Annotated in this window: 23 protein-coding genes and 1 tRNA gene; 2 read left to right on the plus strand and 22 right to left on the minus strand. The window is 71.2% G+C overall.

The features are described from left to right. Nucleotides 1–1,740: translation elongation factor 4 (gene lepA / locus ACWTSU_RS02835; protein ID WP_455138365.1), on the minus strand; the 1,740-nt coding region annotated here is incomplete at its 3' end. Between the two features lie 108 nt (nucleotides 1,741–1,848). On the opposite strand from lepA, the gene rpsT reads away from it, so the two are divergent. Beyond that, nucleotides 1,849–2,112, plus strand: a complete 264-nt coding sequence (gene rpsT / locus ACWTSU_RS02840; RefSeq protein WP_455138366.1) for a 30S ribosomal protein S20 — start codon at nucleotides 1,849–1,851, stop codon at nucleotides 2,110–2,112. Nucleotides 2,113–2,319: 207 nt separating this feature from the next. On the opposite strand, the gene ACWTSU_RS02845 is transcribed toward rpsT, so the two are convergent. From ACWTSU_RS02845 to ACWTSU_RS02925, 17 genes are all read right to left on the minus strand, one after another. Beyond that, nucleotides 2,320–3,447 (minus strand): hypothetical protein, encoded by a 1,128-nt coding sequence (locus tag ACWTSU_RS02845; protein ID WP_455138367.1) that lies wholly within the window; start codon nucleotides 3,445–3,447, stop codon nucleotides 2,320–2,322. Nucleotides 3,448–3,632: 185 nt separating this feature from the next. Continuing rightward, nucleotides 3,633–4,595, minus strand: coding sequence for a DNA polymerase III subunit delta (gene holA / locus ACWTSU_RS02850; protein WP_455138368.1), 963 nt, complete (start codon nucleotides 4,593–4,595; stop codon nucleotides 3,633–3,635). A gap of 79 nt (nucleotides 4,596–4,674) precedes the next feature. After that, nucleotides 4,675–7,020, minus strand: coding sequence for a ComEC/Rec2 family competence protein (locus tag ACWTSU_RS02855; protein WP_455138369.1), 2,346 nt, complete (start codon nucleotides 7,018–7,020; stop codon nucleotides 4,675–4,677). Then, nucleotides 7,001–7,708 (minus strand): helix-hairpin-helix domain-containing protein, encoded by a 708-nt coding sequence (locus ACWTSU_RS02860; protein ID WP_455138370.1) that lies wholly within the window; start codon nucleotides 7,706–7,708, stop codon nucleotides 7,001–7,003. Before ACWTSU_RS02860 ends, ACWTSU_RS02855 begins: the two co-directional genes overlap by 20 nt. Before the next feature lie 192 nt (nucleotides 7,709–7,900). Further along, entirely contained in the window at nucleotides 7,901–9,154 is a 1,254-nt protein-coding gene (thiI, locus tag ACWTSU_RS02865) for a tRNA uracil 4-sulfurtransferase ThiI (RefSeq protein WP_455138371.1), read from the minus strand. A gap of 3 nt (nucleotides 9,155–9,157) precedes the next feature. Continuing rightward, a complete protein-coding gene (locus ACWTSU_RS02870; RefSeq protein ID WP_455138372.1) occupies nucleotides 9,158–9,445 on the minus strand; it encodes a DNA-directed RNA polymerase subunit omega in 288 nt (95 codons plus the stop codon). Next, entirely contained in the window at nucleotides 9,436–10,026 is a 591-nt protein-coding gene (gene gmk / locus ACWTSU_RS02875) for a guanylate kinase (RefSeq protein ID WP_455138373.1), read from the minus strand. The genes ACWTSU_RS02870 and gmk overlap by 10 nt, the downstream gene beginning before the upstream one ends. A gap of 1 nt (nucleotide 10,027) precedes the next feature. Beyond that, nucleotides 10,028–10,336, minus strand: coding sequence for an integration host factor, actinobacterial type (gene mihF, locus ACWTSU_RS02880; RefSeq protein WP_455138374.1), 309 nt, complete (start codon nucleotides 10,334–10,336; stop codon nucleotides 10,028–10,030). Nucleotides 10,337–10,470: 134 nt separating this feature from the next. Further along, nucleotides 10,471–11,193, minus strand: coding sequence for an orotidine-5'-phosphate decarboxylase (gene pyrF, locus ACWTSU_RS02885; RefSeq protein ID WP_455138375.1), 723 nt, complete (start codon nucleotides 11,191–11,193; stop codon nucleotides 10,471–10,473). Then, entirely contained in the window at nucleotides 11,187–12,095 is a 909-nt protein-coding gene (locus ACWTSU_RS02890) for a dihydroorotate dehydrogenase (protein ID WP_455138376.1), read from the minus strand. The genes pyrF and ACWTSU_RS02890 overlap by 7 nt, the downstream gene beginning before the upstream one ends. A gap of 20 nt (nucleotides 12,096–12,115) precedes the next feature. Continuing rightward, on the minus strand, nucleotides 12,116–12,904 hold the full coding sequence (locus tag ACWTSU_RS02895) for a dihydroorotate dehydrogenase electron transfer subunit (RefSeq protein ID WP_455138377.1): 789 nt from the start codon (nucleotides 12,902–12,904) through the stop codon (nucleotides 12,116–12,118). Then, nucleotides 12,901–14,214 (minus strand): dihydroorotase, encoded by a 1,314-nt coding sequence (locus ACWTSU_RS02900; protein ID WP_455138378.1) that lies wholly within the window; start codon nucleotides 14,212–14,214, stop codon nucleotides 12,901–12,903. Before ACWTSU_RS02900 ends, ACWTSU_RS02895 begins: the two co-directional genes overlap by 4 nt. After that, nucleotides 14,198–15,133, minus strand: coding sequence for an aspartate carbamoyltransferase catalytic subunit (locus ACWTSU_RS02905; RefSeq protein WP_455138379.1), 936 nt, complete (start codon nucleotides 15,131–15,133; stop codon nucleotides 14,198–14,200). The genes ACWTSU_RS02900 and ACWTSU_RS02905 overlap by 17 nt, the downstream gene beginning before the upstream one ends. Further along, a complete protein-coding gene (gene pyrR, locus ACWTSU_RS02910) occupies nucleotides 15,134–15,706 on the minus strand; it encodes a bifunctional pyr operon transcriptional regulator/uracil phosphoribosyltransferase PyrR (RefSeq protein ID WP_455138380.1) in 573 nt (190 codons plus the stop codon). It abuts the gene before it with no gap. Nucleotides 15,707–15,872: 166 nt separating this feature from the next. Beyond that, nucleotides 15,873–16,778: a zinc-ribbon domain-containing protein gene (locus ACWTSU_RS02915; protein WP_455138381.1), complete on the minus strand. Its 906-nt coding sequence runs from the start codon at nucleotides 16,776–16,778 to the stop codon at nucleotides 15,873–15,875. A gap of 71 nt (nucleotides 16,779–16,849) precedes the next feature. Further along, nucleotides 16,850–17,602: an ABC transporter ATP-binding protein gene (locus tag ACWTSU_RS02920; protein ID WP_455138382.1), complete on the minus strand. Its 753-nt coding sequence runs from the start codon at nucleotides 17,600–17,602 to the stop codon at nucleotides 16,850–16,852. A gap of 9 nt (nucleotides 17,603–17,611) precedes the next feature. Next, on the minus strand, nucleotides 17,612–18,433 hold the full coding sequence (locus ACWTSU_RS02925; protein ID WP_455138383.1) for an ABC transporter permease: 822 nt from the start codon (nucleotides 18,431–18,433) through the stop codon (nucleotides 17,612–17,614). Nucleotides 18,434–18,602: 169 nt separating this feature from the next. On the opposite strand from ACWTSU_RS02925, the gene ACWTSU_RS02930 reads away from it, so the two are divergent. Continuing rightward, nucleotides 18,603–18,677 (plus strand) — tRNA-Asn (locus tag ACWTSU_RS02930). 321 nt (nucleotides 18,678–18,998) lie between these two features. Here ACWTSU_RS02930 and ACWTSU_RS02935 read toward each other — a convergent pair. From ACWTSU_RS02935 to ribF, 4 genes are all read right to left on the minus strand, one after another. Then, nucleotides 18,999–19,424, minus strand: a complete 426-nt coding sequence (locus tag ACWTSU_RS02935) for a hypothetical protein (protein WP_455138384.1) — start codon at nucleotides 19,422–19,424, stop codon at nucleotides 18,999–19,001. 132 nt (nucleotides 19,425–19,556) lie between these two features. Further along, nucleotides 19,557–20,936: an RNA polymerase sigma factor RpoD gene (rpoD, locus tag ACWTSU_RS02940; RefSeq protein WP_455138385.1), complete on the minus strand. Its 1,380-nt coding sequence runs from the start codon at nucleotides 20,934–20,936 to the stop codon at nucleotides 19,557–19,559. Between the two features lie 46 nt (nucleotides 20,937–20,982). Then, complete coding sequence (gene dnaG, locus ACWTSU_RS02945) at nucleotides 20,983–22,917, minus strand: DNA primase (protein WP_455138386.1); 1,935 nt, start codon at nucleotides 22,915–22,917, stop codon at nucleotides 20,983–20,985. Beyond that, a partial coding sequence (gene ribF / locus ACWTSU_RS02950) for a riboflavin biosynthesis protein RibF (RefSeq protein WP_455138387.1) occupies nucleotides 22,914–23,901 on the minus strand: 988 nt, incomplete at its 5' end. The genes dnaG and ribF, both read right to left, overlap by 4 nt.

Consider the following 23,901-nt stretch of genomic DNA (forward strand, 5'->3'; position numbering starts at 1 on the left):
GCGCTTCTTGCCCTCCTTCTGCTTCTCGAGCAGCTTGCGCTTGCGCGAGATGTCGCCGCCGTAGCACTTGGCGAGCACGTCCTTGCGCACGGCCTTCACCGTGCTCCGCGCGATGATCTTGTTGCCGATGGCGCCCTGGATGGGCACCTCGAACTGCTGGCGCGGGATGATCTCCTTGAGGCGGTCGCACAGGCCGCGCGCCATCGCGTAGGCCTTGTCGCGATGGACGATGAAGCTGAGCGCGTCCACCTCGTCGCCGGAGAGCAGGATGTCGAGCTTCACGAGGTCGCTCGCGCGGTAGTCGGAGAACTCGTAGTCCAGGCTCGCGTAGCCCTTGGTGCGGCTCTTGAGCTGGTCGAAGAAGTCGAGGATGAGCTCGGCCAGCGGGATGTCGAAGTGCATCTCCACGGACTTCTCGGAGAGGTAGACCATGTCGCGCGTGACGCCGCGGTGCTCGATGGCGAGCTGCATGACCGCGCCGGTGTACTCGGGCGGCACGATGACCTTGGCCTTGAGGTAGGGCTCCTCGATGCGCTCGATGCGCGTGACGTCCGGCAGGTCCTGCGGGCTGCGCACGCAGAGCATCTGGCCGTCGGTCTGGTAGACGTGGTAGTCCACCGAGGGCGACGTGGCGATCAGCGACAGGCCGAACTCGCGCTCCAGGCGCTCCTTGACGACCTCCATGTGGAGCAGCCCCAGGAAGCCCACACGGAAGCCGAAGCCGAGCGCCACGGAGGTCTCGGGGCTCCAGGTGAGCGACGGGTCGTTGACGCGGAGCTTCTCGAGGGCGTCGCGGAGGTTCTCGTAGTCCTTGTTGTCTATGGGGAAGAGTCCCGTGTAGACCATCGGCTTGGCCTCGCGGTAGCCCGGCAGTGCCTCGGCGCAGGGGCGCGCCTCGTAGGTGAGGGTGTCGCCCACGCGCACGGCCTCGGGGTCCTTGAGGCCCGTGACCACGAAGCCCACCTCGCCGACGCCAAGCTCGTCCACGAGCTGCTCGGCCGGGCGCTTGACGCCCACGCCGTCCACGAGGAAGCTCTCCTTCGCCTGCATCATGGCGAGTCGGTCGCCCTTGGCGATGTGGCCGTCGAAGACGCGCACCGTGGCCACCACGCCGCGGTACTCGTCGAAGTAGGAGTCCAGGATCAGCGCCTTGAGCGGGGCGTCGTAGTCCCCGGCGGGCGGCGAGACGAGAAAGACGATGGCCTCGAGAAGCTCGTGGATGCCCTCGCCGGTCTTGCCCGAGACACACACGGCGTCCTCGGCCGGGATCGCGAGCTCGTCCTCGATCTCGGCGCGGACGCGCTCCGGCTCGGCGCTCGGCAGGTCGATCTTGTTGATCGCCGGCACGATGTCGAGGTCGGCGTTCATCGCGAGGTTGGCGTTGGAGACCGTCTGCGCCTCCACGCCCTGCGTGGCGTCCACCACGAGCACCGCCCCCTCGCACGCGGCGAGGCTGCGGCTGACCTCGTAGGTGAAGTCCACGTGGCCCGGCGTGTCGATGAGGTTGAACTGGTAGGTCTCGCCGTCGTCGGCGTCGTAGATGACGCGCACGGCGTTGGACTTGATCGTGATGCCGCGCTCGCGCTCGATGTCCATGGTGTCGAGCAGCTGGGCCTCCATGTCGCGCTCCTCCACGGTGTGCGTGAGCTCGAGGATGCGGTCGGAGATGGTGGACTTCCCGTGGTCGATGTGCGCGACGATCGAGAAGTTGCGGATATGTGAGGTATCGGTCGTAGACATGAGGTGAATGATAGCGAACTGGGAACGCGCATGCTATACTCAGCGAGTTGACCTCACCGTGTCTCAGCGAAGAGGCCTCAGATTCAGAAGAACCGAAAGGAACTGCACGTGGCTAACATCAAGTCTCAGAAGAAGCGCATCATCACCGCTGAGAAGGCGCGCCAGCGCAACCGCGCGGTCCGCTCCGAGCTCAAGACCGCCGTCAAGAAGGTCCGCGCCGCCGTCGAGGCCAAGGACGCCGAGGCCGCCCAGGACGCCGCCAACAAGGCCAACCGTCTGCTCGACAAGGCCGCTTCCAAGGGCATCATCCACAAGAACCAGGCCGCCCAGCGCAAGAGCGGCGTGCAGAAGCTCGTGAACACCATCAAGTAGCTTCTCTCTTTCAGAGCGCATGAAGCGGACTCGGGGTGCTGCCCGGGTCCGCTTTTTTGTGCGCTGACGACGGCATCCCGGGCTTCTCGCCCACCCGGCACCCCACTCTCGGCGATAACGCGCAGAATCGGACATGCGCGTTAAATTTACCTGCGGATATAGAAAGTTGTGCTTGATTCTGCGCGTTATCTTCTCGCGTGCGAGGACTCAGCCAAAGAGACCGCGCCATCCCATGCCGCGCACGGCGCGCGCGTACCCGACACCGGGCGGCCACGGGAGCAGAGACCAGAGGAAGAGCTGGCGCGGACGGGCGTAGGACGGGTCGAGCGCTACGGCCACGTTGCCCAGCGCGTCATCACTGTCGCCCAGCTCGTTGGCCAGCTGGGCCGCCTCGAGCATCACGGCGTCGAGCCCGCCGCGGGCGAACAGGTCCTCCGGCGTGACGGGGAGGATGATCCGCCCCTGCGCCGCGAGCTCCCTGTTTCGTCTGATGTCATCGAGATAGCCCTCGCGAACCTCTCGCACCGAATCCGACGCGTCACCGCTGAGCGCGGCCTCGACGATCGCATCGAGGTCGAGGTGCGCATGACTGTCATAGTTGAAGCCGACGTGCGTCCCCACAACCTCGATGTCCGGAACGCGGGAGGACGCGATGCCGAGCTGGACAAGTTGCGGAGCGGCCTCGTGCCGCTCGTTGAGTACGATCCCGCCGAGCTCGTACCCGAGCTCGTGAACGGGCAGCCGGGCCATGAACGCCACGATCGCCTCCATGGGCGACCAAGCGTTGTCGGCGACGTGCGCGAGATTCCGACGAGCCAAGACGCTCCCGGGCCTTCGCCCCACCTCATCGAGATAGCGTGCGATGCGCTCCGTGGTGGTAACGGGCCTCAGACCGTGCACGACGTCACTCAGGCGCGGGTCGGCAGGGTCGCGGGCGTACGTCCCGCAGAGCTCATAGCCGAGAAGCGCATGAGCCGCAGGTGTCATGACGTCCGCGAGCTCGAGGAAGAGCAGCTCCGGACAAGGCGTGACGAGACCGTCACCCAGGGAGACGAACGAGCGCGGGGGCAGGCTGGTCGAGCGCACCGAGCAGCGCACGAACGACCCGCGCAGCCGGCTCGCGGCGGAGGGGGCCGCCACCTCGATCGGGCGCGCGACGTCCGGCGGCTCGGCAAGCGCAAGCCGCTCGATGGGGATGAGCCCCGGAGTCCAGCGCGTGCGCGGCGAGGCATCGGGCTCAGGGAGGTCGATGCGCTCGGCGGGCGGGGCGCCTCCCGCACGCCGATAGACGCGCAGGGCACGGAGCGCGGTAAGCCGGTCGACGGGCAGCAGCATGGCTCACCTCCAGATAACGCGCAGAATCAAGCACAACTTTCTATATCCGCAGGTCAAATTAACGCGCATGTCCGATTCTGCGCGTTAATCTCGTGTGGAAGCGCGCCTGGGACGGGCACAGGCACGGGTTCGCCGGCGGGGGCGACGTCATCCGGGCAACGGCGGGCGGGCGCGCGGGCGGGGCGCTACGCGGCGCCGCAGACGGCAACGATGAGGCGAGCCATCACGTCGCGCTCGTCGGCGCCGCTCTTGAGGGCCCGCTCGGCGGCGGCGCAGTCAGCGAGAAGCCCCTCGAGCTCGCCGTCGCGGAAGCCGCGCGCCCAGCGGACGTGGTTGCGCACCTGCCAGTCCTGCTTCTTGAGCTCTCCCGCCAGGGCGCGGCCCTGGCCGCGGGCGTCGAGGCTGCGCGCGCAGACCAGCTCGCGCAGCCGTCCCGTGACGAGCGAGAGCAGGCCGAGCGCCGACCCGTCGAGCAGCCGCCACAGCGCGAGCGAGCGGCGTGCGTCCCGCGCCGAGAGACGGTCGAGGAACTCCCAGGGCTTGACCTCGGCCACACGCGCCACATGCTCCTCCACGAGCGCGCGCGTGATCGTCCCCTGGCCGCTGAGCAGCTCGGCGAGCGTGGCGACCTGGTTGTCGAGCATCGTCGTCGCGTCGCCGACGCGCGCGACGAGCTCGGCGGCCGCGTCGGCGTCCATCGCCACCCCGTGGGCGCGGGCGAGCTTCTGCACGTAGGGGGGCAGGTCGCGACCCTTCTTGGCCGCGCACTCGATGACGGCCTTCCCGCCGACCCTGGCCACGGCCTTGTAGAGCCTCGTGGTCTTGGCGAGGCTCGCGGCCACGAGCGCGAGGGTGCAGCTCTCGTTGGGGTCGGTGAGGTACGAGATCACGGCCTCCGACACCGGCTTGGGGAGCTTCTCGGCGCCCTCGACGATGACCACGCGACGGTCGCCGCCCACCGGCAGCGTGTTGAGCGAGGCGAGAAGCCCGGCCGGGTCCATGTCCCCGCTCGCAGTGAGCTCCTCGAGGTTGAAGGCCCCCAGCGGCCCGTCCACGCGGGCCCGCAACCGCGCCACCGCCTGGCGGCGCTTGAGCTCGTCGGGTCCCACGATCAGATACGCCGGCAGCAGCGCGGGCCTCTCGGCCATCTCTCCCCCTCCCCGCGGCCCACTGCGGCCGCGCGTAGTCCTGGCGCGCGAAGGCGCGCCCCCAATGTAGCACAGCCGCTCAGGGCTCCCCTCCCCGCTGGCAGCTCACGACCGGGCCGTCCGCGCCCGGCTCCACGCACACGTCGCCGCACCAGATGGTGCACAGGAAGCGCGATCCGCTCTCCTCGAGCGTCTGCCGGCACGCCGCGCTCGGGTGACCGTAGGAGTTGCCCTCCCCCGCGCTCGCGACGCTCACCTCGGCGTCGAGCGCCGCGGCCAGCTCGGGCATCACGGACGCCTCCGAGCCGTGGTGGCCGACCTTGAGCAGGTCGACGTCGCCCGCCTCGCCGCGCCCGAGCGCCGCGGCGAGCTCGTCGGCCTCCGCGTCGCCGGTGAGCAGCGCGTCGAGCGTGCGGGCGCCGTCGTCGTAGGAGAGCGCGAGCACGAGCGAGTCGGCGTTGTCCGTGCCGTCCGTCTCGCCCACGGGCGAGATGACCTCAAGCGAGAAACGCCCAACGCGCAGCACGTCGCCGTGGCCCAGCGCCGAAACGCGGGCACCCGCGGCCGCGGGTGGATCGACCCCCGCCCCCACGAGGACCTCGTCCGCCCCCGTGGTGGCGAGCACGTCCTCAAGCCCGCCCGCATGGTCGTCGTGCAGGTGCGTGAGGACCACCGCGTCGAGGTGGAGCACGTGGTTGCGCGCGAGCGCGGCGAGCACCTCGTCGCCGGGACCGGTGTCCACGAGCACGGCGGACGCGCCGTCGGTGACCAGGATGGCGTCGCCCTGGCCCACGTCGAGCACGCGCACCGCCGCCGGCGCGAGCAGCCGCCAGCGCGCGACCCACGCGAGCGCGCAGGCGAGAAGGACGGCGAGTCCGGCCGCGAGCGCGCGCCGCGAGCAGCGAGGCCACCACACGAGAAGGATCGCGAGCCCCGCGGCGACAAGGGCGAGCGCGGCCCCCTCGTCCACGTCGACCGCCACGCTCGCCATCGGCAGCGCGGCGAGGAGGCGCAGCGTCCGCACGAGGAGGGCCCCGAGCGCCTCGCAGGCCGCGAGCGCCACGCCCTGGGCCGCGGGAGCCGCGACGAGCGCGACGGCAACCAGCCCCAGCGGCAGGAGCGCCGAGAAGAACGGCGCCATGACCACGTTCGCGAGCGGCGCCACGAGCGAGAGCTGGCCGAAGGTCGCGCAGGTGAGCGGCATCGTGACCAGCTGCGAGACGAACGTGAGCGCCAGGGCGTCGCCGGCGGCGTCACACGCCCGCGTGAGGCCGCGCGCGAGGCGCCCCGACCGGCGCGGGGCGCGCACGGGCACCAGCACCCGCAGCACGTAGCGCGCGTAGGAGGAGAGCGCGCAGATCCCGCACACGCACGTCACGGAGAGCAGGTAGCCGAGCTGCCCCGTGACGCCGGGGTCCGCGAGCGCCATCGCGATCCCGACCACCGACGCCGCCGAGAGCGGGTGCGCCCGCCGTCCCGCGAGCCCTGCGAGCTCGGCGGCCGCCGCCATGGCCCACGAGCGGACCGCCGAGGCGGGCGCGCCGCAGAACGCCACGAACAGCAGCGTGGCCCCCAGCTGCAGGGCCGCGCGCGGCGCCGGCCGCAGCCGCGTGCGCGCGAGCAGCCGCCCGAGCACGCCCGCCACGATGACGAGGTGCCCGCCGGAGACGGCCACCAGGTGCGACACCCCGCACCTCGCGAACAGCTCGTCCAGCCCTCGCTCGGCCATGGCCGCCGTGTGGCCGCAGACGCTCCCGGCGAGCAGTGCCCGCGCGTCCGAGGAGGGCCCGTCGAGGCTCTGAAGCGCCGCGGCGCGCAGGCCCAGCACGACGCCGCGCGCCCCGTCGGCGTCCCGACGCTCCAGCACCCGTCTCACGTCCACCGTCCCCGCGATTCCCTGCATGCGCGACGAGCGCCCCCACTCGTCGTCGCCGTTTTCCGAGAAGCGGCCCACGCAGCGCAGGCGCGACCCCAGATCCAGCGGCTCGTCAGCCACGAGCCACACCACGCCCTCCCAGCGCCCGCCGCGCCCCACGCGGGCCCTGCCGCGCCAGCCCCGCGCGCCCTCGCTCATGTCGCTCTGAACCTCGAGCTCCCAGGCGGAGACCGGGCTCGACGAGAGGGCGTCCGCGAGCGCCGACTGTCGCGCGAGCTCGCCGGCCGAGGCGAGAAGCGCGCAGCACAGGCCGGCGAGCACCACGAGCACGACCGCGGCTTGCCCCGGGCCGCGCCGGCGCACACAGAGCGCAGCGCCCGTCGCGCAGACCACCCCCGCCCCCAGCGCGAGCGGGACGAGCGTCCCGGCGTCGACGCCCGCGCCCAGGGCGAGGCGCGTGACGGCGATGACCGCGACGAGCGCCCACAGCGCGGGAGGCAGCAGCGGACGGTCGGGCCGCGCGGGCGCCTCAGACGCAGACGAGCCCACGGATCCGCTCGAACTTCTTCTCGCCGATGCCGGAGACGCGCATCAGGTCCTCGATCGTCGCGAACGGGCCGTTGGCCTCGCGGTCCTCGACGATGGCGCGCGCCGTGGCCTCGCCGACGCCCGGCAGGGTGTCCAGCTCCTCGACCGTCGCCGTGTTGAGGTTGACGGGGGTCGTCGCCCCCGTCGACGCCCCCTGCTCCGAAGCGGCCGCGTCGCCCGTTCCCGACGCCACGACCTCCTCCCCCTCGCGCGGCACGTGGAGCTTCTCGCCGTCCGAGAGGGGGGCGGCGAGGTTGAGCGCCGAGGTGTCGGCACCCTCGGCGAGCCCGCCGGCCGCGAGCACGGCGTCGTTGGCTCGCGCGCCCTCGGCGAGCTCGTAGACGCCCGGGGCCGCAACCGCCCCGTCCACGTGCACGAGCAGGGTCGCGGGCGCCTCGTCCGCGGCGGGGGCCTCCTGGCCCTCTCCGTCAGCTCGTTCAGTGTCCGTCTCAGCCTGGCCGGGGGCCGCGGTCACCTCGCCGCCGCGCTCCACGACCACCCCGCCTCCCGACAGCGCCGGGACGACCGCGAGCGCGGCGACCACACCAGCCGCCGCCAGCAGCGCGAGCGCCGCCGCGACGGCCGCCCGCCCCGAGATCCCGTAGCGCCGCGCCAGCCCACGCGCCCCTCTCGCCCGCTCCTGCGCCATGCGACCACCTCCCGGCACAAGCATGGCGCCCGGCGCGCCGCGCCGCGACCCCGCGCGCGAGAAAGCCCGACACGAACCTTCCCGCCAGCTGACGCGGGGCTGCCCCGAGACGAGAAGCGCCCCCGTCACCGGGGGCGCTCACAACGGCATATTGGATACGCGCGGGACCGTGGTCGCCCGCCGCTCGCGGCCTCAGGCAGACCGCTCGTCGGCTCCCGCGGGCGCGAGCTCGCGATGGTGCTCGCGCAGCCGGCCCTTGGGCGCGTGGTAGGAGGGGCACTGCGAGAAGTCGCGCCACTCCACGTGCTCCACCAGGTCGTCGATCATGGCCTCGTGGTCGAAGCTCTCCCACGCGGCGAGCACGGCGTCCATACGCGCGTGCGTCTCGGGGCGGCGCGGCATGAAGAGCGTGCAGCAGTCGGGCGCGGTCTGGCTCGAGATCTCGGCCGTGCCGATGTCCTCCGCGCGGCGGATGATCTCCTGCTTGTCCGAGCCGATGAGCGGACGCAGCACCGGCATCGTGACGGCCTCGTTGACCGCGGCGATGTTGTCGAGCGTCTGGGAGGCCACCTGGCCGAGCGACTCGCCCGTCACCAGCGCCTTGGCCCCCTCGAGCCGCGCGATGCGCTCGGCCACCCGCAGCATGACGCGCCGGTAGGTGATGATGCGCAGCCCCTGCGGCACAGCGAGCGAGATCTCGCGCTGGCGCTCGCCGAACGGCACCACGTAGAGACGCCCCACCACGCCCGAGGGAGCGAGGGCGTCCACGATGTCCTGGCAGAGCCACTCGCTCGTGTCGGCGGTCATCGGGCGGCCCGAGAAGTGCACGGGCACGCACGTGGCGCCTCGCCGGCCCACCATCCAGGTGGCCACCGGCGAGTCGAAGCCGCTGGAGAGCAGCGTGACCACCTTGCCGGCCGTGCCAACGGGCAGCCCGCCCACGCCGGGCGCGGAGGCCGCGTAGACGAACGTGGAGCCCTGCACCACGTGCACGACGACGGTGACGTCGGGATGGTGCACGTCGACCTTCTTGTCGGGGAACGCGGCGCACAGCGCCGAGCCCACGAGCTGGTTCATCTCGAGGGTGTGGCGCTCGTAGGTGGTCGAGGAGCGGCGCGCGTGGACCTTGAAGCTGCCGAACTCCCCCGCCTCGCCGAGCGCGCGCACGGCGGCGGCAACGTACTCGTCCTCGTCGAGCCCGCAGCGATACGCGAGCGAGACGCGCGCCACGCCGGGCACGCGCCTGATGGCGGCCGCCAGCTCCTCGCTCGCCCGGCCGTCGGCGGCCTGGACCACGACGTAGCCCGAGATGCGCGCGATGTCGCGCACCTCGAAGTCGCGCAGCGCCCGGTGCAGGTTGGTGACGAGCTGGTTCTCGAAGGTCGAGCGGTTCTTGCCCTTGAGCCCGATCTCGTGGTAGTGGACCAGGCAGAGTCTCTCCGTCATGCGCTACTGCAGGTGGATCGCGTTGGCGCCGCGGATGTCCTCGTCGAAGTCCTCCTTGACGAAGCCCAGCGTGTCGTCCTCGATCTCCTGCATGGCGATGGACACGGGGTCCTTGCCGGAGGCGACGGTGGTGATGTCGTCGAAGTCCTGGATGGCCGTCACGCGCAGGTGCTGGCCGCGGACCATGTTGTTGATGTCGCAGGCGCGCTTGGACGCGATCGAGCAGAGCAGGAAGGGGTTGTGCTCGGTCTTGTCGAGCAGGTTGTCGATCTCGGGCTTGATCACTGACATCTTGGTGAGGGACCTCCGTCCGTCTCGTACGATTCTATGAGCTCCTCGAGCTCGGAGCAGGCGCGCTCGAGGTCGTCGTTGACGACGCGCGCGTCGTACTCGCCGGCCAGGGCCATCTCGCGGCGCGCGTTGGCGAGCCTGAGCTCGAGCTCGGCCTCGTCCTCGGTGCCGCGGGCGCGCAGGCGCCGCTCGAGCTCCCCCATCGAGGGCGGCTCGATGAAGACGAGCACCGCCTCGGGGAGGACGCGCCGCACGTTGAGCGCGCCCTGGACGTCGATCTCGAGGACGACGGAGCGCCCCTCCCCCACGACGCGCTCGACCTCCGAGCGCAGGGTCCCGTAGCGATGGTCGTGGACGCGCGCCCACTCGAGGAAGGCCCCCTCGTCCACGAGACGGTCGAACTCGGCGTCGTCCATGAAGTGGTACGAGACGCCGTCGACCTCCCCGGGACGCGGGGAGCGCGTAGTTACCGAGACCGTCAGGCCCAGGCTGGACACGCGCTCGCGCAGAAGCGAGACGAGCGTGCCCTTGCCAACGCCTGACGGTCCGGAGACTACGAAGATTCTGGCCCTACGCGCCAACTTACTTGGAGAGGGTCTCGATCAGGCGCTCGCGCTGACGGGCGCCGAGGCCCTTGACGCGACGGGAGGCCGAGATGCCGAGCTCGTCCATGATCTTGGCGGCCTTGGCCTTGCCGTAGCCGGGGAGGGACTCGATGAGGGTCGAGACCATCATGCGGGTGGCGACGGGATCGTCGGAGTCGAGGACGGCCTCGAGGGAGACCTTGCCGCTCTTGATCTTCTCGCGCAGCTCGGCACGGGCGTGACGGGTCTGGGCGGCCTTAGCGAGGGCCTCCATGCGCTGCTCGTCGGTAAGCGTAGGTAGAGCCATGTTTCCTCCAAACATCGGAATCCTTGCCCCACCGGCTGAGTCACGGCGGAGCGCAGTGCATAAGTTTGCCCCACTACCTGAGCTTTTGCAACCCCTCTTCACCAAAGGTGCAGCTCAGGTACCGGTCGGCGGCACTAGGCGCGCAGCTCGCCCACGATGGCGTCGAAGGCGGCCGCGGGGTTGTCGGCACCGGTGATCGGACGGCCGATGACGAGCTTGGAGGCCCCGGCGGCGACGGCCGCGGCGGGTGTCGCAACGCGCCGCTGATCGCCCGTCGCGGCGCCGGCGGGACGTACCCCCGGGGTCACGATGAGGGCGTCAGGGCCGAGAAGCGCGCGCATCTGGGCGGCCTCCTGCGGGGAGCACACGATGCCGTCGGAGCCGGCGCCGCACGCCATCGACGCGAGTCGCGCGACCTCGTCAGCGACCGCGTCCCCCACCCCGACCTCGGCGAGCGCCTGCTGGTCCATGCTCGTGAGCACCGAGATCGCCACGAGGCGCGTGCGCTCCCCGCCGCGCAGCTCCGCCGCCTCCTCGGCGCCCGTGCGCGCGGCCGCGACCATCGCGGAGCCGCCGAGCCCGTGGATCGAGAGGATGTCGGCCCCGGTGAGCGAGGCGGCGCGCACGGCGCCCTGGACCTGGAACGGGATGTCGTGGACCTTCAGGTCGAGAAAGACCCGCAGGCCGCGCTCGCGCATCGCGTCCACGACGGCGGGCCCCTCCGCGTAGAAGAGCGTCATGCCCACCTTGACCCACGTGGCGCGCCCCTCGAGCAGGCCCGCGAGCTCGAGCGCGCGCTCGCGCGAGCAGTCGAGCGCGACGATGACCTTGTCGCTCGCCTCTTCGTACGTCAGCATTCGAAGGCTCCAATCAGCTCGTTGATGTCGTCGACCCCCTGCTCGGCGGCCCAGGCCGCGAGCCCCTCGGCCACGCGCGCTGCGCAGGCGGGGTCGTAGAAGTTCGCGGTCCCCACGGTCACGGCCGTGGCGCCGGCGAGGATCATCTCGGCGGCGTCCTGCCAGCTCGCGACACCGCCCATCCCGTTGACCGGGATCCTCACGGCGCCGGCGGCCTCCCAAACCATGCGCACAGCGATCGCGTGGATGGCCGGCCCCGAGACGCCCCCGGTGGGGCGCGAGAGACGGCTCCTCCTGGTGCGCACGTCGATGGACATGCCGTTGATCGTGTTGATGAGGCTGAGCGCGTCGGCGCCCGCCGCCTCGCAGGCGCGCGCGATCTCGGCCACGTTCACCGGCGCCATCTTGACCAGCAGCGGGCGGCTCACGCGCGGGCGCACGGCGCGCACGACCTCGGCCGCGCTCTCGGGCGTCCCGCCCACGAGGGCGCCGCCGCGGGCGAGGTTGGGGCACGAGACGTTCAGCTCGACGCCGCTCGCCCACGGGCAGAGCTCCTCGATCTTCTCGACGGCCGCCACGTACTCGTCCACGGAGTGGCCCGCGGCCTGCACGATCACGCGGCAGCCGCGGCGCTCGAGGTCGGCGAGGTAGTCGCCGTAGCTCTCGACCATGCCGGCCACGCCGGGGTTGGCCAGGCCCACCGTGTTCATCATGCCCGAGGGCACCTCGCACATGCGGGGCGCGGGGTTGCCGGGCCAGGGCTCGGCCGAGCAGCCCTTGAGCGTGATCGCGCCGAGCGAGCCCACGTCGAGAAAGCCCTCGAACTGCTGGCCGAAGCCGAAGGTGCCCGACGCGGTGCACACGGGGTTCTGCATGCGGATGCCGCCAAGGTCGACGGCCATGCGGACGCTCCTCTCGCCCATCACCACGCCACCTCCTCGGCGTCGAAGACCGGCCCGTCCTTGCAGCAGGACTTGTAGGTGCCGTCGGCCATGGCCACGTTGCAGGTGCCGCACGCGCCGAAGCCGCAGCACATCATCCGCTCCATCGAGACCAGGCAGCGCGTGCCCGCCTCGCGGCAGAGCCGGGCCACGCCGGCCATCATGACCTCGGGCCCGCAGGCGTAGACCACGTCGTAGGAGCGCGCGGCGAGAAGCTCGGCGAGCGCGTCGGTGGTGAAGCCGCGGCGCCCGGCGGTGCCGTCGTCGGTGGTGACGGCGACCTCGCCCGCCCCGAGCGCGGCGAGCTCCGCGGTGCCCCAGAGGCGCGCGGCCGTCTGGGCGCCCACGACGGCGTCGAAGGCCGTGCCGGACGCTGCGAGCATCCGCGCGCAGGCCACGATCGGCGTGACGCCCACGCCGCCGGCGACCACGCAGGCGCGCGCCGCGCCCACGGGCAGCGGCCAGGGGTTCCCGCACGGCCCCACGGCCGTGGTGGCGTCCCCCGGGCGCATCCGCGAGAGGCGGCGCGTTCCGTCGCCGACCACGGCGTAGACGATCTCGAACGTCCCGCCCGCCGCGTCGGCACGGCTGAACGAGAGCGGGATGCGCAGGATCTGGCTCGCGTCGCCCGGGACGGCGAGGTTCACGAACTGCCCGGGCTCAAGCGCCGCGGCGAGCGCCGGGGCCGAGAGGACCACGCGCACGAGCCCCTCGGCGGCGGGCTCGTTGGACACGACCGTGACGTCGTGCAGCGTCGTCGCGGCCGTCATCGCAGCACCCGCGGGACGGGGGTGAGCGTGCCGTTGGTCATCGTGCGCCGTCCCGAGACGAACACGTCGGTGGCGACGCCGGTGAGCGTGGCGCCGAGCCACGCGGAGTTCTTGGAGCGGCTCTGGAGGTAGTCGGGCGTGATCGTGACGCTCCGGGCGGGGTCGATGAGCGTGAGGTCGGCCGGCGAGCCGGCCTCCAGGCGCACCGGCTCCAGCCTGAGCACGCGGCGCGGGTTCACGGCCATGACCTCCACGAGGCGCGACCAGCTCATCCGCCCGGGCAGGACCAGGTTGGTGAGCATGAGCGGCAGCGAGGTCTCGAGCCCCACGATGCCGAAGAACGCGATCTCCCACTCGCAGTCCTTCTCGTGCGGCGCGTGCGGCGCGTGGTCGGTCACCACGCAGTCAATCGAGCCGTCGAGAAGCCCCTCGACGAGCGCGGCGGCGTCCGAGGCGCGGCGCAGCGGCGGGTTCATCTTGAGGTTGGTGTCGTAGGCGTCGGTGATGTCGTCCTCGGAGAGGAAGAGGTGGTGCGGGGTGACCTCGCAGGTCACGGGCAGGCCCTCCGCCTTGGCGGCGCGCACCAGGTCGAGGCCCTTCTCGGTGGAGATGTGGGCCACGTGCAGGGCGCAGCCGGTCACGCGGGCGAGCTCGATGTCGCGGTAGATCTCCAGCTCCTCGCCCAGCGCCGGCCAGCCGAACATGCCGAGGCGCGTGGAGGCGCGCCCCTCGTTGACGACGCCGTGCGTGGTGAGGCTCTCGACCTCGCAGTGGGCCGAGACCACGCGGTCGAACTGGCTCACGTACTCCATGCAGGTGCGCATCATGCCTGCGCTCTGGACGCCGTGGCCGTCGTCGGAGAACGCGACGGCGCCCTCCATGACCATGTCGCCGATCTCGGCGAGCTGCTGGCCCTTCTCGCCGGTCGTGAGCGCGCCGATGGGGCGCACGTGGCAGAGGCCCGCGTGGCGGGCGCGGTCGATCTGGTAGCGGACCTCGGCGCCCGTGTCGGTCACAGGGTCCGTGTTGGGCATCGTGGCCACGTCGGTGAAGCCGCCGTGGACCGCCGCACGCGAGCCCGTCTCGATGGTCTCCTTGTACTCGAAGCCCGGGTCGCGGAAGTGCACGTGCATGTCCACGAGTCCCGGCACCAGGTACTTGCTGGCGCAGTCCACGACCTCGGTGCCCTCGGGGGCGGCGAGGCCCTCCCCCACCGCGGCCACGGTCGACCCGTCGAGGAGCACGTCAGCAACCCCGTCGAGGCCCACCTGCGGGTCCACGACGTGGGCGCCCTTAAGCAGATACGACATCACCCTCACCTTCCAGGAGCAGGTACATCTCGGCCATGCGCGTGAGCACGCCGGCGTTGACCTGGTCGAGTATGCGCGAGCGCGCGCAGTCGGCCACGTCGGCGTTGATCTCCATGCCGCGGTTCATGGGGCCCGGGTGGCAGATGATCGCGTCCGGGCGCATCATGCCCACCCGGCGCATGTCGAGGCCCCACAGGCGGTTGTACTCGCGCCGCGACGGGATGGCGGCGCCCTCCATGCGCTCGAGCTGGACACGCAGCATGTAGACGACGTCGACCTCGGGGATCACCGCGTCGAGATCGGAGGTCTGCGGCACGCCGTAGTAGTCGGGGTCGTCCACCTGGAAGGTCGGCGGGCCCACGAGCGTGACCTCGGCCCCCATGGTCTTGAGCGCCGGCACGAGGCTGCCGCAGACGCGGCTGTGCGAAAGGTCGCCCACGATGGCCACCCTGAGGCCGTCGAGGTGGCCGAAGTTCTCGCGGATGGTGTAGAGGTCGAGCATCGCCTGCGTGGGGTGCTGGTGCTTGCCGTCCCCGGCGTTGATGACCACGGCGTCGGTGTGCTGGGTGATCTTCTGCGGCGTGCCGGCGAGCTTGGCGCGGCAGACGAACATGTCGACGTTCATGGCGTCGATCGTCTCGATGGTGTCGGCGAGGCTCTCTCCCTTGACCACCGAGCTGGTGGCTCCGCCCATCGAGAGGCTGTCGGCCGAGAGGCGCTTCTCGGCGAGCTCGAAGGAGCTCTTGGTGCGCGTGGAGGGCTCCAGGAACAGGTTGACGATCGTGCGGCCGCGCAGCGCGGGGACCTTCTTGATGGCGCGCCGGTTGACCTCCGAGAAGGAGCGGGCGGTGTCGAGGATCTGCGTGATGTCGTCGGCCGTGAGGCTCGTGGTGTCGATCAGGTGCTTGACGGAGAGCATCTAGGCCTCGCCTCCCCTCTCGTCCGCACCGGGCAGGGTCCAGATCTCCACCGAGGTGCGCTCGTCGCAGGGCGCGACCTGCACGCGGACGTCCTCCTCGTGGCTGGAGGGGACGTTCTTGCCCACGTAGTCGGCGCGGATGGGGAGCTCGCGGTGGCCGCGGTCGACCATGACGGCGAGCTGCACGCTGCGCGGCCGGCCGAGGTCGATCAGGGCGTCGAGCGCGGCGCGGATGGTGCGCCCGGTGTAGAGCACGTCGTCGACGAGGATGATGTTGCGGTCGTCGACGCCGAAGGGAATCTCGGTGGCAAACTCCACCGGGGCGATCTTGCGGCGCACGTCGTCGCGGTAGAAGCTGACGTCGAGGCGCCCCACCGGCGGGCGGGCGCCCTCGATCTTGGCGATCTCGTCCGCGAGCAGCGGCGCGATCACGGCGCCGCGGCGGACGATGCCCACGAGCGCGACGTCGGACGAGCCCTCGTTGCGCTCGATGACCTCGTGCGCGATGCGGGTGAGCGCGCGCGCCATGGCCCGCTCGTCCATGATCTGGGCCTTGAGCCGGGGTTGGTCCATGAGACTCCCTTCTCGAGAAAAAAGGACGCCGGCCTGCACGGCACGAGCGTCCAAGAAAGGCGCATGAGAAGCGTCCCGAGGGACCTGACCTTGCTGGCGTCTCGCACCGGCTTAAAGAATCCACCTCACTGTACGCCAGCGGGGCGCTCGGCACAAGGCGCGCGGGCTAGGCCAGCGGGTGACCGCAGTTGCCGCAGAAGGCGTCCCCGGGCGCCGCGGGCACGCCGCACTCGGGGCAGAACGCCGCGGGCGCCGGCTTGGGCTCAGGGGCGGGCGCGGGGGCCTCGACGCGGGCGCCGCAGTTCATGCAGAAGGCGTCGCCGGGCGCGAGAGGCGCGCCGCAGCTCGGGCACGCGGAGGCCGCGGCGGGGGGCTCCGGCGCCGGAGGCTCGGGAGCGGGCGCGGGGGCCGGGGGCTCCGGGACGGGCTCGGCGGCAGGCTCGGGGTCGGGAGCGGGGACGGGTGCGACCGGCGGCTCGGGGGCCACGGGCTCCGGAGCGGGTGCCACGGGCGCCGGGGGCTCGGGGGCCACGGGCTCCGGGGCGGGTGCGGGCGCGGGCGCCTTGGCGGGCTCCTCCAGCCGGTGGCCGCAGCTCATGCAGAACAGGTCGCCCTCGTTCATGGGCGCGCCGCAGCTCGGGCACGTCGGGCCGTCCCAGGCGGCGGACGCCTGCGCGCCGAGCGCGGCGCGGATCTCCGCCATGGGCTTGCCGCAGCCGGAGCAGAACAGGTCGCTCATGCTCACCTGCGAGCCGCAGAACGGGCACGTGACGCGCGTGGCGGCCGTCTGGGCGGCCTGGGACTCCGCCTCGAGGCGGTCGATCTCGGCCTGGATCTGCGCGCGCTCCGCGTCGATGGCCGCGATCCCGTCATAGAGCGTCTCGCGGCCCGCGCGAAACGCCGGGTCGTCCCTGGTCGTCTCGTAGAGGCTGGCACCGAGCTGGGCAACGAGCCCCTGCCGGCGCTTGAGGGCGTCGTTGAGCTGGCCCTTGAGCTTCACGGTCGAGGCGGTGCGGCTCGCGCCGGCGACGCCGCGGTTGAAGGTCGACTGAACGTCATCGAGAAATCCCATGGCACTCTCGCTTCCTCGTCTTGGTTCGCTCGGACACGAGGCTATCGTACCACCCGAGCGGGAGACGGTCGTCAGCCGAACTGGGCGCGGTAGGCGTCGCAGACCTCGCGGACGGGCCCGTCCATGCGCTGCACGCCCTTCTCGATCCAGACGGCGCGCTGGCAGATGCGCTCCACCTGCTCCATGGAGTGCGAGACGAAGAGCACCGTGACGTTGCCCGACTTGATGAAGTGCTGGATGCGCTCCTCGCACTTCTCCTGGAAGAAGACGTCGCCCACGGAGAGCGTCTCGTCGACGATCAGGATGTCCGGCTCGGTCACCGTGGCGATGGCGAAGGCGATGCGCGCCACCATGCCGCTGGAGTAGTTCTTGAGCGGCATGTCCATGAAGTTCTGGAGCTCGGCGAAGTCGACGATCTCCTGGAGGTGCTCGTCGATGAAGGCGCGCGTGTAGCCCAGCAGCGCCCCGTTGAGGTAGATGTTCTCCCGCGCGGTGAGCTCCGGGTCGAAGCCGGCGCCGAGCTCGATGAGCGGGGCGATGTTGCCGCGCACGACGATCGACCCCTCGGAGGGCTCGAGCACGCCGGCGATGCACTTGAGCATCGTGGACTTGCCGGAGCCGTTGGTGCCCACCAGTCCCACGACCTCGCCGCGGCGAACCTTGAAGCTCACGTGGTCGAGCGCGCGGAACTCCTTGAAGAACAGCTCGTGCCTCATGAGCTTGATGAAGTACTCCTTGAGGTTGTTGAGCTGCTCGCTCGCGATGTTGAAGATCATCGAGACGTCATTGACCTCGATGACGTACTCGGACGTGGTGTCTGCCATGCGAACCGCCTAGATGTAGAGGATGAACTTGTGCTCGGTCCTGCGGAAGACGAGGTAGCCGAGCACCAGCGCCACGACCGCCCAGAAGACGCACAGCGCCACCACCGTGAGCCCCGGGCTCGTCTGGTAGACGATGGCGCAGCGCATCATGTCGATGTAGTTGTACATGGGGTTGAGCTTGACCACCGCGATGACGAACCACGGCGCGCTCGAGTTGGTGAGCAGCGAGAGGTCCCAGAAGATCGGTGTGAGGTAGGTCCACGCGGTGATGAGCACGCTCCAGAGGTGGATCATGTCGCGGAAGAAGACGGCGGCCGCGCCGATGAGCAGGCTGATGCCCATGCAGAAGACCATGAGCAGCAGCAGCGCCGGGACCATCCAGATGATGTGCCAGGTGGGCATCACGCGGAAGAAGAGCATGACGACGGCCACCGCGATGAGCGAGAACGAGAAGTTGAACGCCGCGGAGAACACCTTCTGCACCGGGAAGACCCAGCGGTCGACCTTGACCTTCTTGAGCAGCGGCGCGGCGTCGATGATGGAGCGAAGGCCGGCGCTGGTGGACTCGTTCATCAGCGAGAAGGTGATGTTTCCCACGATGAGGTAGAGCGGGTAGTTCTCCACGCTGGACCCGCGCAGGAAGTACGAGAAGACGAAGCTCATGATGATCATCATGAGCAGCGGGTTCAGCACGCTCCAGACCACGCCGAGGACCGACCGGCGGTAGCGGAGCTTGAAGTCCTTGTTGACGAGCTGCTGGAGAATGAAGCCGTCCTTGGCGTAGCGCCCGCTCGCATAGGGAGAGACGCTCGATGTGGATGCGCTGGTCAAGATGCCTCCGGACGATGGGTTGCGTGACGTCAGAATCCTATCACAGCGCGCCGAGCCACACCGAGGCCCCACACACGACGCGCCGCGCGCGCCCGCGCCACCGAGATTTTTCAAATTGGGGCTTGCGCTCGGCGACGGCATCTGTATACTAATTTCTCGCGCGACACATTCCCCGGTGGCGCAGTGGTAGCGCAGCTGACTGTTAATCAGCGTGTCGTAGGTTCGAATCCTACCCGGGGAGCCAGAGAAGTCAGGGCCGGAGACAACGTCTCCGGCCCTTTTTCGTGCGCAAGCTGAGCCCGCGGGGCTCGCCGTCGCCCCTCCCCGTCTCAGATAACGCGCAGAATCAGATACCGGTTTCTATGTCCGCAGGTAAAATTAACGCGCATGTCCGATTCTGCGCGTTAATACGGGTGGCACGGAGGCTCCGGAGGAGACGCGGCTCCGGGCGACGCGGCGCCGGGCCGACCCGGGCGCACGGGACGGCACGAGGCGTCGCCAAACGAGAAGTGCCCCGTTCCGAGTCCCGGGGCACGAGATGCAGGGGAAAGCGTATGTGCGCGCCCTAGCGGTTGAGCGCCTCCTCGTTGGCCTTGACGGCGTTGACGTAGGCCAAAACGCCGAGCACGAAGAGCACCGGCTCGACCCACGAGATCTGCCCGCCGTTGAGCAGCCCCGTGCAGAACTCCACGAACACCGTGACCACCAGCAGGAGGTCGAGCCACTTGAAGGCGCCGATCTTGCGCGGGTGGTTGGCGGCGCGGGCGCCGAGCACGCCCACCACGACGCAGTACAGGCCGATGATGATGCCCACGATGCCCAGAATCGTGGCGGCGTCGGAGCCGTTGGCGGGATCGCCGGCGATGGTGAACGTCAGGCCCGCGGCGAACGGCGAGGCGGCCACCATGAACACCCCGGCGAGAATGTCGAGCAGGCCGAAGCCCATGATGCCGATCGAGTAGGCCTTGAGCCTCTTCTGCAGCTTGGACATGAGGATCCTTTCTCTCGTTTGCGCAGCCGAAGTAGTCTAGCTAACGCGCGGCTCCCCGGCCACGCAAGCGGGAGGGGTCAAACGCGCATTGAGCCAAGGGCGGCCCCGACGACAGCCGGGGCCGCGGGCGGCTCAGTCCTCCATGTAGTCCTTCAGGCGGCCCGAGCGGCTCGGGTGGCGCAGCTTCGCCAGCGTCTTGGACTCGATCTGGCGGATGCGCTCGCGGGTGACGCCGAACTCGCGCCCGACCTCCTCGAGCGTGCGCGGGTGGCCGTCCTCCAGGCCGAAGCGGAACTTGATGACCTTGCGCTCGCGGTCGGCCAGGCCGTCGAGCACCTGGTCGAGCTGCTCGCGCAGCATGGAGTCGGACGCGGCCTCGGGCGGGGCGACGGCCGTGGAGTCCTCGATGAAGTCGCCCAACTGGGAGTCCTCCTCCTCGCCGATCGGCGTCTCCAGGCTCACGGGCTCCTGGCTGATCTTCTGGATCTCGCGCACGCGGTCCGGGCTCATGCCCATCTCGGCGCCGATCTCCTCGGGGGTGGGGTCGCGGCCGAGGTCCTGCAGCAGCTGGCGCTGCACGCGGATGAGCTTGTTGATGGTCTCGACCATGTGCACCGGGATGCGGATGGTGCGCGCCTGGTCGGCGATGGCGCGGGTGATGGCCTGGCGGATCCACCACGTGGCGTAGGTCGAGAACTTGAAGCCCTTGGTGTAGTCGAACTTCTCGACCGCGCGGATGAGGCCGAGGTTGCCCTCCTGGATCAGGTCGAGGAAGAGCATGCCGCGGCCCACGTAGCGCTTGGCGATGGAGACGACCAGGCGCAGGTTGGCGCTGATGAGCTGCTGCTTGGCGTCGAGGCCCACCTGCTCGATGCGCATGAGGCGGCGCTGCTCGGCGCGGGTAAGCGTGGCCTCGCCCGCCTCGGCGGCCTCGAGCTTCTCGGTGGCCTCGGTGCCCGCCTCGATCTTCATGGCGAGGTTGACCTCCTCGGAGGCCGTGAGCAGGTCCACCTTGCCGATCTCCTTGAGGTACATGCGCACCGGGTCGCCGGTGAGCATGGCCGTGGAGGTGTCGGCGCGGCGGGCCCGGGCGCGCGAGGAGCGCTTGGGCTTGGCGACCCTGGCCTTGGGCACCGAGCGCAGCGCCTCCTTGACGGCCTTGGCCTCGGCGGCGCTCTCGGACTGCCCCTCGCCGTCCCCGTCCTCGTCGAACTCGTCGCCGTCGGAGGACGCGTCGTCGTCGAAGTCGTCGCCGGAGCCGTCGTCGTCCAGCGAGAAGTCCGCGTCGGCCTCGGAGGCGGCGGGCGACCCGCTCACCTCGACGCCCCGCGCGCGCAGCGCGTCATAGAGGTCGGAGAGCTCGTCCGAGTTGACGTCCACGTCGCGGATCGCGACCTGGATGTCGTCCTCGGTCACGCTCGCGCGCTCGCCGGCGCCCTTCACGAGCCCGTCCACCACGCGGAGCAGGTCCTCGGAGAGCTTGATGTCGTCGCTTGTCTTCTTGGCAGCCACGTATGTGTCCCTTCAACGTAAAAACCCAAAGGATTATACCCAATCGCTACTCCGCGGAGACCGAGGACAGGTGCCCCGAGAGCTCGCCCGCGCGCCGCTGCAGCGCGGCGGCCTCCTCGAAGAGGCGCTCGGCGTCGGCGTCCGCGGCGCCGAGCCCGCTCAGCCGCCCCCGGATCTGCCGGATGCGCCGGCGGCACGAGAGCAGCTCGGCCGTGTCCACGATGAGGTCGAGCTTCTGCTCGTCGGTGAGCTCGGCCTCGTCCATCACCCGGCCCCCCGACAGGATCCGCGGCGCCTCCGGCACGACGGCCGAGGCGGCGGCGACCACCTCGGCGGGCGAGCTGCCCTCGGGCGTGGAGAGCATGGCCCAGGCCATCGCCTCGTGGCGCTCGTCCGACCAGCTGAGCGACGCGATGCGGTCCTCGTAGCGCCTGAGCGCGTCGGGGCGCTGCGCCAGGGCACAGAGCAGCTCGCGCTCGGCCGAGACCTGCATGCGCTCGTCCGCCGAGAGGGGCGCGCCGAGGAGGATGTCCCCGCCCTCGGCCCCGCGCTCCCCCGCCTCGGCGGGCGCGGCACCGTAGGCCTCGAGCGGGACCCGGTCGTCGTCGGCGGGGCCCGGCGCGCCCGTCGCCGGGGCGGGCCGCTCGTCGCGCCCGCGGCGGGACCGCGGGGCCTCGCGCGCGTCGTCGGCCTCGCGCACCGGCGCGTCCTCGATCGCGCGCTTGGTGCGCCCGACGTCCATGCCGAGCGTGTCCGCGAGCCGCGTGGCGTACTCGTCGAGCAGCACCGAGCGCTTGAGCGGGGCCAGCAGCCCCGCCATGTCCTCGAGCGCACGGACGCGCCGGCCCGGCGAGCTCAGGTCGTGGGCCGCCAGGCGCTTCTCGAAGACGAAGTCCATGAGCGGGCGCGCGCCGTCGAGCTGCTCGCGCATCGCCGCCGCGTCGTGGGTCGAGAGGAACTCCATCGGGTCCTGGTTGTCGGGCAGCACCACGCACATGAGCGCGGCCGAGGTCTGGTCGAGGTAGCGCACCGCGCGCTCGGCGGCGCGCTGGCCGGCGGCGTCGCCGTCGAACAGGCACACGATGCGGCTCACGCGCTGCCGCTCCATGAGGCGCACGTGCTCGAGCCTGAAGGCCGTGCCGAGCGCGGCCACGGCGCTCGTGAAGCCCGCCTCGTGCATCGCGATGACGTCGGTGTAGCCCTCGCAGACGATGGCCTCGCCGGTGGCCGCCATCGACTCCTTGGCGCGGTCATAGGCGAAGAGGTGCCGCCCCTTGTTGAAGGCGGCGGTGTCGCGCGTGTTGACGTACTTGGCCACGCCCTCGCGCTGCTCCAGCACGCGCCCGCCGAAGGCGATCGCGCGGCCGCGCTCGTCGTGGATGGGAAACATCACGCGGCCCCAGAAGCGGTCGGCGAGCCGGCCGCCCCGCTCCTGCGCCAGGTCGGCCGCGATCATCTCGGCCGGCGAGAAGCCCTTGGAGCGCAGGTGCGCCACCAGCGCGCCGCGCCCCGGGGCGTAGCCGAGCCTCCAGCGCCGGCAGACGTCCGAGCCGAAGCCGCGCCCCGCCAGGTAGCGGCGCGCCGCGTCGGCGTCCGCGCCGCGGCCGCGCATGAGCATGAGGTGATAGAACGACTCCGCCTCCTCGAGCGCCTCCACCAGGCGGCTCTTGCGCGGGCCGCGCTGTCCGCGCTCCTCGGAGAGCTCGATGCCCGCGCGGTCGGCCAGGTAGCGGATCGCGTCCGGGAAGTCGAGGTTCTCGCGACGCTGCACGTAGGAGAAGACGTCGCCGCCCTCGCCGCAGCCGAAGCAGTGCCAGAGGCCCGTGGCCGGGTTGACCTTGAACGACGGGGTCTTCTCGCCGTGGAAGGGGCAGCAGCCCCAGAACTCCTGGCCCCGCTGGCGCAGCTCCACGGTCTCGGCCACGAGCTGCACGAAGTCGGTGGCCTGGCGCACCCGCTCCTTGTCCTCGTCAGAGATCACGCGCCCGCCTCCCCCAGCTCGAGGGCGCCGTCGCCGAGCGCGGCGCGCACCCAGTCGATGTTGCCGAGCACCGTGCGCTCGAGCTCGTCAAGCGAGTCGAACGGGCGGGAGTCGCGCAGCCACCGCACGAACGCCACCTCGACCTCCCGCCCGTAGAGGTCGCCCGAGAAGCCCATGAGGTTGGCCTCGATGAGCGAGCGCGGCGCGGAGGAGGACGGCGAGAAGGACGGCGGCGCGCCCACGTTGAGCGCCGCGGGCCACGCCGTGTCGCCCGCCACCACGAAGCCCGCGTAGACGCCCTGGTCGGGCACGCAGAGGGCGTCCGGGAGCGCCACGTTGGCCGTGGGGAAGCCGAATGAGGTCCCCTCCCCGCGCCCGTGGACGACCGTGCCGCCCGCGCGGTGGCAGCGCCCGAGCAGGTCCGCCGCGCGCTCCACGCGGCCGGCCCGCACCAGGGCGCGCACGCGCGTGGCCGTGATCGGCTCGCCGCCCTCGTCGGCGAGACGCACGCCCACGACGTCGAAGCCGTCGCGCGCGCCGAGCGCCGCGAGCGCGGCCACGTCCCCGGCGCCGCCGGCGCCCATGCGGAAGTCCTCCCCCACCACGATGGCGTCGAGCGCGCAGATCCCCCCGAGCACCTCGCGCACGAACCGCTCGAACGGCAGTGCCGCCAGCCCCGGCGTGAAGTCGAGCGTCACGACCTCGTCCACGCCGTGCAGCGAGGCGAGGGCCCGCGCGCGCTGGGCGGGCGGCAACAGCGTCGCGCGCGCCTGCGGCCCCGCGAGCACCTCGGCCGGGTCCGGCGAGAAGGTCACGACGAGAAGCTCGCCCCCCCGGGAGACGGCCTCCGCGCGCGCCCGCTCGACGAGCGCGCGATGCCCGCGGTGCACCCCGTCGAACGCCCCGATCGCTACCACGGCGCGCCGGGGGGCGCCCGGGACGTCCCTCCGGGAAGTGCGCTTTGCGGAACTTCCCTGCGGGACG

The organism is Thermophilibacter sp. (genome assembly GCF_966187215.1).

What these genes read in the sequence shown, in the direction of transcription:
- ACWTSU_RS02890 (WP_455138376.1), bottom strand. Translation starts at nt 12,095, where the DNA reads ATGGCCGTCGACCTTGGCGGCATCCGCATGCAGAACCCCGTGTGCACC.
- mihF (WP_455138374.1), bottom strand. Translation starts at nt 10,336, where the DNA reads ATGGCTCTACCTACGCTTACCGACGAGCAGCGCATGGAGGCCCTCGCT.
- pyrR (WP_455138380.1), bottom strand. Translation starts at nt 15,706, where the DNA reads ATGGACCAACCCCGGCTCAAGGCCCAGATCATGGACGAGCGGGCCATG.
- ACWTSU_RS02870 (WP_455138372.1), bottom strand. Translation starts at nt 9,445, where the DNA reads ATGTCAGTGATCAAGCCCGAGATCGACAACCTGCTCGACAAGACCGAG.
- holA (WP_455138368.1), bottom strand. Translation starts at nt 4,595, where the DNA reads ATGGCCGAGAGGCCCGCGCTGCTGCCGGCGTATCTGATCGTGGGACCC.
- ACWTSU_RS02905 (WP_455138379.1), bottom strand. Translation starts at nt 15,133, where the DNA reads ATGCTCTCCGTCAAGCACCTGATCGACACCACGAGCCTCACGGCCGAC.
- pyrF (WP_455138375.1), bottom strand. Translation starts at nt 11,193, where the DNA reads ATGCTGACGTACGAAGAGGCGAGCGACAAGGTCATCGTCGCGCTCGAC.
- ACWTSU_RS02860 (WP_455138370.1), bottom strand. Translation starts at nt 7,708, where the DNA reads ATGGCGCAGGAGCGGGCGAGAGGGGCGCGTGGGCTGGCGCGGCGCTAC.
- ACWTSU_RS02845 (WP_455138367.1), bottom strand. Translation starts at nt 3,447, where the DNA reads ATGCTGCTGCCCGTCGACCGGCTTACCGCGCTCCGTGCCCTGCGCGTC.
- thiI (WP_455138371.1), bottom strand. Translation starts at nt 9,154, where the DNA reads ATGACGGAGAGACTCTGCCTGGTCCACTACCACGAGATCGGGCTCAAG.
- ACWTSU_RS02920 (WP_455138382.1), bottom strand. Translation starts at nt 17,602, where the DNA reads ATGGCAGACACCACGTCCGAGTACGTCATCGAGGTCAATGACGTCTCG.
- ACWTSU_RS02900 (WP_455138378.1), bottom strand. Translation starts at nt 14,214, where the DNA reads ATGTCGTATCTGCTTAAGGGCGCCCACGTCGTGGACCCGCAGGTGGGC.
- ACWTSU_RS02915 (WP_455138381.1), bottom strand. Translation starts at nt 16,778, where the DNA reads ATGGGATTTCTCGATGACGTTCAGTCGACCTTCAACCGCGGCGTCGCC.
- ACWTSU_RS02935 (WP_455138384.1), bottom strand. Translation starts at nt 19,424, where the DNA reads ATGTCCAAGCTGCAGAAGAGGCTCAAGGCCTACTCGATCGGCATCATG.
- ACWTSU_RS02895 (WP_455138377.1), bottom strand. Translation starts at nt 12,904, where the DNA reads ATGACGGCCGCGACGACGCTGCACGACGTCACGGTCGTGTCCAACGAG.